This window comes from Kribbella sancticallisti, assembly GCF_039530625.1.
GTDB classification, from domain to species: Bacteria; Actinomycetota; Actinomycetes; order Propionibacteriales; family Kribbellaceae; genus Kribbella; species Kribbella sancticallisti.
Genome location: NZ_BAAAOS010000019.1, coordinates 1 through 11,373, shown reverse-complemented (window position 1 = coordinate 11,373; position 11,373 = coordinate 1). Strand labels below are relative to the sequence as shown.

The 11,373-nt window shown below is 67.8% G+C and carries 8 protein-coding genes; 3 read left to right on the top strand and 5 right to left on the bottom strand.

Features of this window, described 5'->3' with window-relative positions; all coding sequences use genetic code 11:
• Positions 1–337: 337 nt before the first annotated feature.
• Both ABD255_RS14405 and ABD255_RS14400 read right to left on the bottom strand, forming a co-directional pair.
• A complete protein-coding gene (locus tag ABD255_RS14405) occupies positions 338–1,498 on the bottom strand; it encodes an RNA polymerase sigma factor (RefSeq protein ID WP_344213902.1) in 1,161 nt (386 codons plus the stop codon).
• A gap of 255 nt (positions 1,499–1,753) precedes the next feature.
• A complete protein-coding gene (locus ABD255_RS14400) occupies positions 1,754–2,122 on the bottom strand; it encodes a YciI family protein (RefSeq protein WP_344213900.1) in 369 nt (122 codons plus the stop codon).
• A 103-nt stretch (positions 2,123–2,225) separates the two neighbouring features.
• Between ABD255_RS14400 and ABD255_RS14395 the strand changes: the two genes are divergently transcribed.
• Positions 2,226–3,710: a flavin-containing monooxygenase gene (locus ABD255_RS14395; RefSeq protein ID WP_344213898.1), complete on the top strand. Its 1,485-nt coding sequence runs from the start codon at positions 2,226–2,228 to the stop codon at positions 3,708–3,710.
• Positions 3,711–3,716: 6 nt separating this feature from the next.
• Here ABD255_RS14395 and ABD255_RS14390 read toward each other — a convergent pair whose 3' ends face one another.
• Positions 3,717–4,871, bottom strand: a complete 1,155-nt coding sequence (locus ABD255_RS14390) for a citrate/2-methylcitrate synthase (protein ID WP_344213896.1) — start codon at positions 4,869–4,871, stop codon at positions 3,717–3,719.
• A 74-nt stretch (positions 4,872–4,945) separates the two neighbouring features.
• Between ABD255_RS14390 and ABD255_RS14385 the strand changes: the two genes are divergently transcribed.
• Positions 4,946–6,103 (top strand): citrate synthase, encoded by a 1,158-nt coding sequence (locus tag ABD255_RS14385; RefSeq protein WP_344213894.1) that lies wholly within the window; start codon positions 4,946–4,948, stop codon positions 6,101–6,103.
• A gap of 24 nt (positions 6,104–6,127) precedes the next feature.
• On the opposite strand, the gene ABD255_RS14380 is transcribed toward ABD255_RS14385, so the two are convergent.
• Positions 6,128–6,856 (bottom strand): LysE family translocator, encoded by a 729-nt coding sequence (locus ABD255_RS14380; RefSeq protein WP_344213892.1) that lies wholly within the window; start codon positions 6,854–6,856, stop codon positions 6,128–6,130.
• Between the two features lie 51 nt (positions 6,857–6,907).
• Here ABD255_RS14380 and ABD255_RS14375 point away from each other — a divergent pair, with 51 nt between their 5' ends.
• The gene (locus ABD255_RS14375) at positions 6,908–8,341 is read left to right on the top strand and encodes an HNH endonuclease signature motif containing protein (RefSeq protein ID WP_344213890.1); all 1,434 of its coding nucleotides are present in this window, start codon (positions 6,908–6,910) and stop codon (positions 8,339–8,341) included.
• A gap of 1,253 nt (positions 8,342–9,594) precedes the next feature.
• Here ABD255_RS14375 and ABD255_RS14370 read toward each other — a convergent pair.
• The gene (locus ABD255_RS14370; protein WP_344213888.1) at positions 9,595–11,034 is read right to left on the bottom strand and encodes a hypothetical protein; all 1,440 of its coding nucleotides are present in this window, start codon (positions 11,032–11,034) and stop codon (positions 9,595–9,597) included.
• Positions 11,035–11,373: the final 339 nt, after the last annotated feature.

Sequence of the window (11,373 nt, the reverse complement as noted above, 5' to 3'; positions counted from 1 at the left end):
CCGCCACCGCCGTCGCCCGCGCCGCTCCCGCCGCCCCCACCACCATTCCCACTGGCGTCGCCCGCGCCGCTCCCGCCGCCCGCGCCGGCTCGCACCAGTTCCGCGAAAGCGGCCAACAACGCACGATCGATGGGCTTGTTCTACAGCCCAGACGTCACCACATCAGCGCGCACGCGAGCCAGCGCGTCGTACGACTCCCGCGTAGCCGCAACAAACTCTTCATCCACCATGCCCACGGACCCTAGCGGCCCCCGCCGACACTCCGACCTGTCCCGGAGCAGACACTCACCGCAAGTCCCGCCAACAGCTGCCGGATCCTCGCCGACTGCGACAAGATCTACAGCAGCGCACCCCGGCGCCGGCTGAGGAAGCGTTGCTCGGCCGCATTCGCCGTCAGCGCGATGGCGTCGTCATACGCCTCGACCGCCTCAGCAGCACGACCGAGCCGCGCGAGTACATCCGCCCGGGCCGCAGGCAGATACGCATACGACTTCAACGCCGGCTCATTGCCCAAAGCATCAAGCTCCTCCAGTACCGCGTCCAGATCCGCACCCGGCACCAGGCTGTGCGCGGCCGCCCGGTTGAGCGCAACGATCGGCGACGGCCAACTGAGCAACATCGCGTCATACATCCGAACCACCTGATGCCAATCGGTCTCCTCCCACGACGGCGCCGTCACATGCAACCCCGCCACCGCAGCCTGAAGCGCAAACCTCCCATGCCCTTGCTGCAAGGCTGTCGTCGCCCGAGAGACACCTTCAGCCAGTAGACGTGCATTCCACCGGCGACGGTCCTGGTCGGCGAGCATGACGATCTCTCCGTCGTCGCTGACCCGAGCATCACCTCGCGCCTCCGTCATCAGCAGCAGACCGAGAAGCGCCTCCGGCTCCGGCTCGCTCGGCATCAACCGAACCAGCAACCGAGCAAGCCCGAGCGCCCGCCCGGTCAGATCGGCACGCGTCAACTCCGACCCAGCCGCCACATGCCCAGCCGTGTACACCAACTGCACCACCGTCAACACAACATCGAGCCGCTCAGCCAGTTCTTCGTCCGCCGGTATCCGGTAAGGAATACCCGCAGCCGCGATCTTCTTCTTCGCCCGGGTGATCCGCGCCGCCGCCGTCGCCTCGCTGATCAGCAAGCCGGCCGCGACCTCACGGGTGGTCAACCCGCAGATCAGCCTGAGCGTCAACGCCACCTGCGAGTCACGAGCCAACGCCGGGTGGCAACAGGTGAACACCAGCCGCAACGGATCAGTCGGATGCTCCCGATCCCCCGGCGACACCGGATCCTCGATCAGCAACGGCAGCTTCCGCCGCAGCGTCGTCTCCCGCCGCAACCGATCCAGCGCCAGCCGCCGCGCGACGGTGGTCAGCCAACCACCCGGATTCGACGGAATCCCATCCGGCCAGGTCCGCAACGCCTGAACGAACGCGTCCTGCGTACAGTCCTCCGCCAGATCCAGATCCCGCGTCAGCCGAACAGTAGAAGCCAGCACCGTGGACCAACAACCCCGATGCGCCTCCTCCACCACCCGCGCAACTTCCCGCGCACTCGCCAACTCACCCACCGAGTCCCTTCACCACCTCCGCCACTCGACAAACGCCCGCCTGCTCACCCACCTCGTTCTCAGCATCTTCCAAAGCTGATCGAGGATGCGCAGCCCTTCAACCGTCGGTCGCGGACCCTTGCGCGCTGATACACCGCCTGGGCCGGCCTGACGGAGGCAGGCCCAGGCGACGCTGGATCGAGATCAGGCCGGTGGCGTCGAGCCCCCGGAGGTGTCCATCACCGGGCGGACCTCCACGTTGCCGGCCGGGCACAGCTTGGCCAGGGCGAGTGCCTGGTCGAGGTCCTTGCAGTCGATCACGTAGAAGCCGCCGAGGGCCTCCTTCGTCTCGATGAACGGGCCGTCGGTGACGAGTGGACCACCGTCGGTCTGCTTGACCGTGCTCGCCGTCGTCGACCGCTCCAGCGCCTCGCTGGAGGTGATCCGCGCGCCGGCCGCGTCGACGGCCTCCATGAACGCCGTGTGGAGCTTCATCGCCTCCTGCCAGGCCTCCGGCGTGACCTCGTCGTACCACTCTTCGGAGTCGAACAGCAGGAACATGTACTGCGCCATCTCTGGCTCCCTCGTCTAGGGGTTTCTCTGGACATCTTGCTGACGAACGACCCCGGACGGAATCGACAAACACCACGATCGCTGTTTTCGCCTACTGTTGACCATGTACTCAACAGGAACCCAGGAGGAACTCGTGGTGCACCTGGACGTGCTGATCGTCGGCGCCGGCCTGTCCGGAATCGGCGCCGCCTACCGCCTGCAGACCCAGGCCCCGAGCCACTCGTACGCCGTACTCGAGGCACGCACAGACCTCGGCGGCACCTGGGACCTGTTCCGCTATCCAGGGATCCGCTCCGACTCCGACATGTTCACCCTCGGCTTCCCGTTCCACCCGTGGAAGGCAGCGAAGGCGATCGCGGACGGCCCGTCCATCCTGGAGTACCTGCACGAGACAGCCGCCACCTACGGCATCGACAAACACATCCGCTTCGGACGCCGCGTAGTGCGGGCGTCCTGGTCGTCGGAAGACGCGCTGTGGACAGTGGAGACGAGCCAGGAGACCTACACCTGCTCATTCCTGTACGTCTGCAGCGGCTACTACAACTACGACTCCGGGTACGTCGTCGACTTCCCCGGCCTGCAGGACTTCCAGGGCAAGGTGGTGCATCCGCAGCACTGGCCCGACGACCTCGACTACAACGGTCAGCGCGTCGTGGTGATCGGCAGCGGCGCGACCGCGGTCACGCTGGTACCGGCGATGGCGCCGACCGCAGCGCACGTGACCATGCTTCAGCGCTCCCCCAGTTACGTCGCCTCACGTCCGGCCCGGGACGCGTTCTCCGATCGGCTGCGGGCGATCCTGCCCGAACGCCTCGCCCACCATGTGATCCGCGGGAAGAACGTCGCCTTCAGTTCGGCCGTGTACGGCGCGTTCCGGCGCTGGCCCGCGCACGCCGCGTGGCTGCTGAACACCACGGTCGCCAAGCAGTTGCCGGCCTCGATCCCCGCCGATCCGCACTTCACGCCGCGGTACAAGCCGTGGGACCAGCGCCTGTGCCTGGTCCCGGACGCGGACCTGTTCGAGGCGCTCAAGGACGGCTCGGCGTCGGTGGTGACCGACGAGATCGACACCTTCACGCCCGACGGGATCCGGCTGCGCTCCGGCGAGGAATTGCCCGCCGACCTGGTCGTGACGGCGACGGGCCTGCAGATGGTTGCCCTCGGCAATATCGAGCTGACGGTCGACGGCCGCGCGGTGGATCCGCACGACACGTTCGTCTACAAGGGCATGATGCTGAGCGGCGTACCCAACCTCGCCTGGTGCATCGGCTACACGAACAACTCGTGGACGCTACGCTCCGACCTGACCTCGCAGTACGTCTGCCGCTTGCTGAACCACCTGGACGCCACCGGCGCCCGCATCTGCGTCCCGGAGATCGACCCAGCGGAGTACGACGCGCCGCCGCGCCCGGTGGTCGACCTCTCCTCCGGCTACATCCGCCGCGCCGCGTCGATCCTCCCCCGCCAGGGCTCCTACGGCCCCTGGCGGCTCCGCCAGAACTACCCCCGCGACCTCTTCACCCTGCGCTACAGCCGCATCGACGACGGCACCATGCGCTTCAGTCCGGCCGCCGAACCCGTCAGCTGAGCACGATCAGGTCGGGACCGGCGCCGGTGGCGGCGGGCCGACATACCGGGCGGCTGGGCGGATGATCTTGGAATCGCCGGCCTGCTCGAGGATGTTCGCGGTCCAGCCGATCACGCGGCTGACGGCGAACGTGGGCGTGAACATCTCGCGAGGCAGGCCGCACAGCGACATCACGACGCCGGCGTAAAACTCGACGTTGGCGTAGAGGTTGCGGCCGGGCTTGAGCTCGGCGAGCACCTCCACGATGCGCTGTTCGACCGTGGTGGCGAAGTCGACCAGGTCGCCGCCGAGGCCGCGCGCGATGTCGCGGAGCATGAGCGAGCGCGGATCCTCGGTCCGGTAGACCGCGTGCCCGAAGCCCATGATCCGGTCGCCCGCGGACACCTTCGCGCGGACCCAGGCGTCAATGCGGTCCGGCGTACCGATCTCGTCGAGGCTGGCCAGCGCCCGGTCCGGCGCGCCGCCGTGCAACGGTCCCGAGAACGCTCCGATCGCACCGGCCACGGCGGATGCGACATCAGCGCCGGTCGAGGCGATCACTCGCGCTGTGAAGGTGGACGCGTTGAAGCCATGGTCGATCGTGCAGATGAGATAGTGCTCGATCGCTCGTGCCTCAACCTCCGAGGGCTCGGCGCCGGTGACGAGGTAGAGCCAGTTCGCCGCCGCGGTGAGGTCGTCGCGCGGCTCGAGCGGCTCCAGCCCTTCGCGAAGGCGGTAGAGCGCGGCCAGGATCGTCGGCGTCACCGCGCAAACGAGCATGGCGTCGGCCTTGCGACGCGCAGGATCCACGTCCCAGAGCGGCGGCAACTCACGCGCGGCAGCCAGTACCGACAGCGCGGACCGCAGCCCAGCCAGCGGATTGAACGAGGATCCCGCCGCCGAGATGGCCGGCAGCACCTCCCGTACTTCGTCCGGCAGCACTCGCAGCGGCGCCAACTCCCGGGCGAAGGCGGCCCGCTCCGCGGCGCTCGGCAGGCGTCCCTCGAACATCAGGAACCAGACGTCCTCGACGGTCTTCGAGCGGGCGAGCTCGATCGCGGAGTACTGCCGGTAGTGGTAGAAGCCCTCGTCACCGCGGACGTCGCCGAGCCGGGTCTCGGTCACGACGACGTTGCGCAGGCCCGGAGGTACATCGATCGGTCCTTCGACTGTGATTGCCATGTGTTCAGACTTGATTCGCGATCAAGTATTGTCAATATTGATCCAGTCAATGTCAGCGAGCTCGGGAGCGGTGGATGGCGCAGCAAGGTGACGAGAATTACCTGACCACGGCTGAGGTCGCCCGCCGGCTGAACGTGAAGCCCGAGACGATCTACGCGTATGTCAGCCGTGGCCAGCTCACCAGTGTTCGGGCGCGGGGTCGCCGCGGCAGCCTGTTCGCGGCGGGTGATGTCGAGCGTCTGGCCAGTCGTTCGGTGGAGCACCCAGGGGTGGTTGAGCGGATCGAGACACAGCTTTCGCTTCTGCAGGATGACGAGCTGTACTACCGGGGTGTCTCGGTGCGGGAGCTGGTCAGGAGCCAGACCGTCGAGTCCGTGGCGCATCTGCTGTGGACAGGTGAGTTGCAGACGACCGGGTTGTTTGCGGCGCCGTCGGAGTCGGTGGAGCTCGCGCAGACGGCTATGGGGGTGGCGCCGCGCAGTGCTCGGTTGACTGATCAGCTGCGGATAGCTGTCGCGACGCTCGGGGCTGCTGATCAACTGCGATTCGACCTGGCGCCGGAGTCGGTAGTGCACGCGGCGGGCCGGCTGGTCGGAGTACTGGTTGATGCGCTGCCTGGTGAGACCGGTGACGGCAGTCTTGGCGCGCGGCTGTGGCCGAAGCTGTCCACGCGAGCCCCGCAGCCCGCAGTACTGGATGCGGCGCTGATCTTGCTTGCTGATCACGGGCTGGCTGTGTCGACCGTGGCGGCTCGGGTGGCCGCTAGCGCGCGAGCCAACCTGTACTCCGTGGTGTCGGCTGGGCTGGGCGCGCTGGATGGGCACTACCACGGTGCGGCGACCACTCTTGCCTACCAATTCCTTGAACGAGCGCTGGAGGATCCGATGGCGGCGCTGTCGGACCAGTTGCGCTCAGGCGAGCCGGTGCCGGGATTCGGCCATCGGATCTACCAGGGGCGTGATCCTCGGGCAGAGGTGCTGTTCGAGTTGCTGGCGGAGGAGCCGGTGATGGAGAAGGTTCAGGCGATCACCGGCAGGTTGCCGAGCTTCCCTAACAGCGATCTGGCCATTGCCGCGATGATGCATGCCTATGGCTTCCGGCCTGACGCGGGCGAGGCGTTGTTCGCGATCGCCCGGATCGTCGGCTGGACCGCCCATGCGCTGGAGGAGTACGCCGAGCCGGGGCTTCGTTTCCGTGCCCTGGGCATCTATACCGGGCCGCCGGTCACCTAGCCGTTGGCCTCGGTGGTGGGGTCGTCAGTGATGATCGGTCAGGAGCCGGAGCGCGAGGCCGCCGAAGATCACGCCTGAGATCCGCTTGAGCCAGCGCTCGAACGCGGGCCGCTGGAGTAGCAGCGCGGAGAACGTTCCGGACATCAGGCCGACCACGCCGTCCATCACCAGCCCGATCGCGATCAGGACCGCGCCCAGGACCAATATCTGGGTGGACACTGCCCAGCCGTGCGGAGTGAGGAACTGCGGCACGAAGGCAAGATAGAACAAGACGACCTTGGGATTGGCCAGGTTCGTCAGTATGGCCGACAGGTACGTCCGGCGCAGGGACTTCCGGGCTCCGACCTGGTTGGGCTGGGCCGCCGTCGCCCTCGCCGAACGGAGGGCATTCACGGCCAGATACAGCAGGAAGACGGCACCCGCGATGCGCACCGCGTCCAACGCGAACGGCGCGGCGCGGAGGAGCGCGCTGAGGCCGAGCGCCGCCAGCACCGTGTGAACAACCGTGCCGGACGCCATCCCCGCAGCCGCCATCACACCGGACCGGCGGCCACCGGAAATGCCGTGCGCGACGATGAACATCATCCCGGGCCCCGGCACGACGTTCAGGATCACGCACGCCAACGCGAAGCCGAGCACCATGTTCATATCCATCCCGTCAGCGAAGCACGAACGTGTGCGGATTGGAACCCCGCCGGATCTATCTGTGGACAACTTGACCAGATTCGCCCGATCGAGAATCTCCTTGTACACAAGGGCTTCTCGGATCAGAAACTGTCCGAGGCAGCCTGTACTGTCGTCGGTATGGAACTCGTGGAGATGCGGCCGGTGTGGTCGATGAGCGGCAGCGAACAGCTGGCCGCTCTCGACGCCGCGCAGTCCACGATCGCCGCCCTGCAGACCTACAGCCTGCAACTGATCGCCGAGCTCGAACGATCCGGCTACGCCCAAGAACTCGGCGCTCGCGACACCGCCCGCCTGCTGACCTTCCGGTACCGCCTCGACCCCCGTGAGGCCCGGCGCGACCTCAGGCTCGCGACCACGCTGGCGAAGTACCCCGCTGTCTCTGCCGCCTTGCCAGATCCCCTGAACGACGACCAGCCGGCCCTACTCCACCCCGCGCAGGCCCAAGCGATCGTCAGCGCCTTGGAGAAGGTGCCCGACACCGTATCGGCCGAAGATCTGGCCGTCGCCGAAGAACAGATGGTGAAAGCCGCGCAGCACCTGTCGCCCGCGGACCTGCGGCGGCTGGGAAAGAAGGTCCGCGACACTTTGGACGCCGACGGTCCAGAGCCGCTTGAAGACCAAGCAGCCCGCCGAGAGAAGCTGTGGTTGAAGAACGCGGACCACGGCGTCGAGTTCGGCGGCTACCTCGCGAACGCCAACGCCGAACTCCTGCACACCTTGATCGACGCCGCGGCGAAGCCGCACAAAACCGTCGACGGCGAACGTGACCCACGCTCGCGGGACAAGCGTCAGGCCGACGCCCTGGTGGTGCTACTCCAACTCGCTGCCGGCAGCAACGGTGTGCCCGGCCGTCCGCAGGTGGTCGTTACCATCGACTACAACGACCTGCGCGGGGCCACCACACACGCAACCGGCGAACTCATCTACGGCGACGGCCTGTCCGCCGCCGCCGTACGCCGAATGGCCTGCGACGCCGGAATCCTCCCCATCGTGCTCGGCTCCGACTCCCAGCCCCTGGACGTCGGCCGCGAGGAACGTTTCGTCACCTCCGCGATCCGCCGCGCCCTGATCAAACGCGATGGCGGCTGCGTCGTCTGCAAGGCCCCACCATCGCACTGCCACGCCCACCACATCGTTCCCTGGTTCGAAGGCGGCCCCACCAGCCTCGACAACCTGGTCCTGGTCTGCAGCCTCGACCACACCGACATCCACGCCGGCCACCGAACCATCCACATCATCAACGGCACCGTCCACGTCTCCCGCCCATCCTGGGCCACCCCCGGCCCACCAACCCGCCTCAACCTCTCGCCGACTCATCCCTCTTCACCAACCCCGCTCCACCTACCGGCCCTTCGGCCAGCCTCGAGCGATCCCACCTGGATCACCCCCGCCGAAGCCGCAACCCTCAACCCCTGGGGCAACCACCACCTCACCCCCACCCGCCCGCACCGACAACACCCCCGCACGACCAACCCCCTCGTTCCCTGGACCACTGACCTGCGCCCACCCCCAAACACCCCCAAACAACAACTCGCCTCCCCCGGCCCGTAATCCCCACCCCTGGGCCCGGCGGGCTCACCCCAACCAGCAGCCCCACGTGCCCCCGGCCCCGCAAACCCACGCCCGGCTCCCGGCTCCCGGCTCCCGGCTCCCGGCTCCCGGCTCGGGCCTATCACCCAACCCCCCACTCGGGTCATTCCGTCGATCGCGACAGGTGGTCGCCGGTGCCCTCGGCCGACAACCTGCATCGACCTCTCCACCAGATCAGCTCGGCCTGACACCGTCGCCGCCCCTCGACGAACCACAGAACATCACCCGCCCGATCTCCGCAGGCCGAGCGCGCTGCCGTTCTCGCCACCCACTTCCGTCCCGTACGCCGCCCGCCCGTCCATGTCGCCGAGGCCTGAACCGGCAGTTGACCAGTACTAGGTGGCGACCGCGATCTGGTCAGGGCTTCGTGCGACCACACCAGTCCGGACGGTCTGCCCGGAGATGGTTGCCATCGGTGCAAAAACTGCGGTCGGCCTGGCAGCGTAGGTCGTGCTCCGGGGTAGACACTGTCGGCGTACGACATGGCTGCGCGAGCTGCAGAGCCCCGCCGTCGTTGGCGCGCGCGGTGAGGACAGTCAGGCCGGCGCCGGTCCGCGCGCCCGACGCCCGTGGGTTTCGAGCGGCGCGGCCTGCCAGCGACCCGACCCGGCGCAAACGCGCCACGCTGCTGCAGTCCAGCGCGCCGCCGTGCGCTCGGCGGTTGCGAGCTGCTCCATCAAGGCACTAACGCTTTCGTGGGCAGTGTGATCGGTGCCGGGGTCCGAATGGTTTCCCTTCGGGACAGGAGCGACGTCTAACGGGTGCGTCGCTCCGCGAGGACCGCTACTCCATAGCCCGCCGCTGCTCCCAGGGCCGCCGCGATAGGTGCCAACACGATTGCTGGGTCTGTCCATTCCGAACCGCCTGCCAGGCGGGCCCAGATCGCGTTCGCGACGATCAGAACGACCGCACCGATTGCAGCCGACCAGCGACGACGACTTCGTGCGGACGAGACCATGTACCGACCGTATCCGCTCGGCGCCGGGCGAGCTAGGGAAGTGGATAAGGCCCGCGGCACGGGCCTTATCAACAGCGGCCGACGGTCGTAGGTCCTCCGCCGATCCGGAGCACGGCTGAACCACCTTCAGCCCGTCGGACCAATCCAGCTCAACGTGTCTGGGAGAGCACCTCGCTTTGGATCCACGCGACCAGCCTCGGCGTCGAACAAGCTCGGCCAGACCTGCGTCTGTCCAACGACGAGCGGCGTGGGGAGATCAGCGGACCTTGAGGCGGAGCAGGGTTGCGGCGCCTGGGGCTAGGGATAGGGGGACGCCTGCGGCGCGGGTGGTGGAGTACTGCTTGGAGATGGGCTGGAAGACTTCTACGCCGTAGACGTTGCTGGGGTTGAGGACGACGGTGGCCTTGGCCGAGGTGGAGTGGGAGCGATTCGCTACCAGGAGCCAGCGGTCCTTCACAGTCGTGTCGCGGCTGCGGAAGGTGCCTACGACGACGGGCTGGCCGGTGATGTTGGTGACGAGGTCCGTGGGGGTGAAGCCGGTGGTGCTGTTCGGCAAGGGTGACTCGTTGGCGTGGACGACGGTTTCGGAGATGAGTGGCTTCAGTTCCCGGCCGACCTGGTGGAGCCAGGTGGTGTTGATCTTCTGCGCGGCGTAGTACCGGCTGGTGCGTTTGCCGTCGACGGTGATCAGGGCCGGGCCGAAGCCTTCACCGCGGGCGGCTTCCGGGGTCCAGTAGGTGAAGTACTGGATGCCCTTCGCGCCGTACGCGAGGCTGATGTTGGTCTGCCAGAGCAGTTCGGCCGCCGTCGGTTCGCGGTGGCCGTTGTAGGCGAGGGTCTGGATGAAGACCCAGGCCGGTACGTCGCCTCGCAGGGCGGCGTCGCGCACGATCACCCAGTTGTGGAAGTAGTTCGCGTCCTCGCGATCCTCGGACAGCAGCGGATACCGGTCGAAGGAGACGAGCGACGGCTTCACGACGTCGACGAAGTTGCGGTAGTACGCGGGGTCGTCGGAGGGGAACAGGTTGATGTACGGCAGCAACTGCGGCGCAAGTTCGCGGGAGACGGCGAGGGCCTTCGCGAGGGTGCCGAACCAGCCGGGGCCGGGTTCGTCGTAGAAGTTGAACCCGGCCAGGGATGAGTACGGGCCGTACGCGTTGCGGGCGCGGGTGTAGAACTCGCGTGCCTCGGCCGGGGTGATGCTGAGGAAGTCGGCGGGGTTGTCGGAGATGGAGAACCAGCGGGCCATGTTGCGGATCTGGATGTCGTCCGAGATCAGCATTTGGAGTCCGGCCGTGCGGGCCAGGCCGAGTTGGTGCTGGAAGATGTTGCCGTCGCCTGCGTAGTTTCCGGAGATGACGAAGTCGAAGCCGGCTTCCTTGATTTCTGTGAAGCGCTCGGCCGTACTCGCGTACGGGTGCGGGGGCCAGAACAAGCCGATGGGGAATTCCGGGCCGCCGGTCAGGGGCAGAGTGTCGGGGGAAGGTATTGCTGCGGTTTCGGCTTGCCCGGCTGCGGCCGAGACAGCGCTCATGCCGGAGGTTGTCGCGGCGCCGGAGGTTGTCGCGGCGCCGGATGAGGTCGCGGCGGCTGGGCCGGCACTCGCGACGGCGGCTGCGCCGGCTGCGATTGCTGCGCCGCCGCCGAGTAGAAGCGTGCGGCGGCTGGGGCCGAGGATCTGGTGAGGGCTCTGCATTGGTTCTCCTCCAAGAGCGGTTGAGGATTCTGTTCTGCAAGAGGTTGTCGGCGCACAAGCCGTGCCGCCTGGCGACCGTACTGCGCGAGCCGCAGCGGGTCGGATGCGTTTGGCAGGTGCGGCGCGAGCGCCGAGGGCGGAAGCGGGTGGGTTTGGCGGTGGGGCGAGCGCCTTGGCTGGAGCGGGTGGGATTTGGCCGGCGCGGGAGCGCCGTGGGCGGCGGGCGGGCTGGGGCGCGAGACGTACGGGTGGGGCGCGAGGCGTACGGGTTTGGGCGGGGGTCGGCGGGAGCGCGGGGCGGGCGCTGGCGGTGGAGGGCAGGCGGATGGTCGGCGGGGG